The organism is Nocardia wallacei (assembly GCF_029868745.1).
Classification (GTDB): Bacteria; Actinomycetota; Actinomycetes; order Mycobacteriales; family Mycobacteriaceae; genus Nocardia; species Nocardia wallacei_B.
In genome coordinates, this window is record NZ_JARWOP010000278.1 from 1 (window position 1) to 1,637 (window position 1,637).

At 70.9% G+C, this 1,637-nt stretch carries 1 protein-coding gene; it reads right to left on the reverse strand.

Features of this window, described 5'->3' with window-relative positions; genetic code table 11:
• Positions 1–45: 45 nt before the first annotated feature.
• Positions 46–1,637: 5-methyltetrahydropteroyltriglutamate--homocysteine S-methyltransferase (gene metE / locus QH470_RS24795; protein ID WP_280274742.1), on the reverse strand; the 1,592-nt coding region annotated here is incomplete at its 5' end.

Below are 1,637 nucleotides of genomic sequence, written 5' to 3' on the forward strand. Positions count from 1 at the left end.
CCCCCCCCCCCCCCCCCCCCCCCCCCCCCCCCGGGGTCTCCGATTTCAGCGCACGGTGTGCGCGGCGGCGACCATGTTCCGCAGCGACGCCTCCACCTCGGCCGGACCGCGGGTCTTCAGCCCGCAGTCCGGATTGACCCAGAGACGTTCGGCCGGAACAGCTTTCAACGCCGCGCGCAGGGAGACGGTGATCTCCTCGACGCTCGGCACCCGCGGCGAGTGGATGTCGTAGACGCCCGGACCGACACCCAGGTGGAAGCCCGCCGCGTTCAGATCGTCGAGTACCTCCATCCGGGAGCGCGCCGCCTCGATCGAGGTGACGTCGGCGTCCAGATCCGCGATCGCCCCGATGATCTCACCGAACTCCGAATAGCACAGGTGCGTGTGGATCTGGGTAGCGTCCGAGACGCCGCTGGTCGCCAGCCGGAACGCCGCCACCGCCCAGTCCAGGTACCGCCGCTTGGCGTCGGCGCGCAGTGGCAGCAGTTCCCGCAGCGCCGGTTCGTCGACCTGCACGATGCGGATACCGGCGGACTGCAGATCCACCGTCTCGTCCCGGATGGCCAGCGCCACCTGCCGGGCGGTGTCGGCCAGCGGCTGGTCGTCGCGCACGAACGACCAGGCCAGGATCGTCACCGGACCGGTCAGCATGCCCTTGACCGGCTTGTCGGTCAGTGACTGGGCGTATTCGATCCACTGCACGGTCATCGGCGCGGGCCGGGCGACGTCGCCGTACAGGATCGGCGGCCGCACGCAGCGGGTGCCGTAGGACTGCACCCAGCCGTTGGCCGTGGCGAAGAACCCGTCCAGCTGTTCGGCGAAGTACTGCACCATGTCGTTGCGCTCGGGCTCGCCGTGCACCAGCACGTCGATGCCCAGCTTCTCTTGCAGCGCAACGACGTCCGCGATCTCGGCGCGCATCCGCTCGTCGTACTGCGCGGCCGTGATCTCGCCCTTGCGCAGCGCCGCGCGGGCCTGCCGGATCGCGGAGGTCTGCGGATAGGAGCCGATCGTGGTGGTGGGCAGCAACGGCAGCCGCAGCCGCTCTCGTTGCAGCGCAAGGCGTTCCGCTGCGGGGGAGCGGCGGGTGGCTTCGGGGCCGAGGGCAGCCAGCCGGGCCCGGACCGCGTCATTACGCAAACGCGGATCGGTGGCGCGGCTCGCCGATGCCGCACGGGCCGTGGCGAGTTCGTCCGCGATGGCCTCGGTGCCTCGGTGCACCGCCGTCGCGAGCAGCCGCACCTCGGCGACCTTCTCCGCGCCGAACGCCAGCCACGATCGCAGCGCCGGGTCGGTCCCGGTTTCGTCGTCCAGCGAATACGGAACATGCAGTAGCGAACTGGAGGTCGAGACCGCCAACGCACCCGAACTGCCCAGCAGCGTGCCCAATGTCGACAGTGCCTGGTCGAGATCGGTGCGCCAGACATTGCGTCCGTCGACCACGCCCGCCACCATCAGCTTGCCTGCCAGCGCGGGAACTGCGGCCACGTCGTCCACGGTGGCGCCCGCGACGAAGTCGAGCGCGATGCCCTCTACGCCCATGTCCGCCAGCGCGGGCAGCGCCGCACCCGGACGCCCGAAATAGGTCGCCACCAGGATCGCCGGGCGCTGGGGCACGCCCGCCAGCTCGGCATACG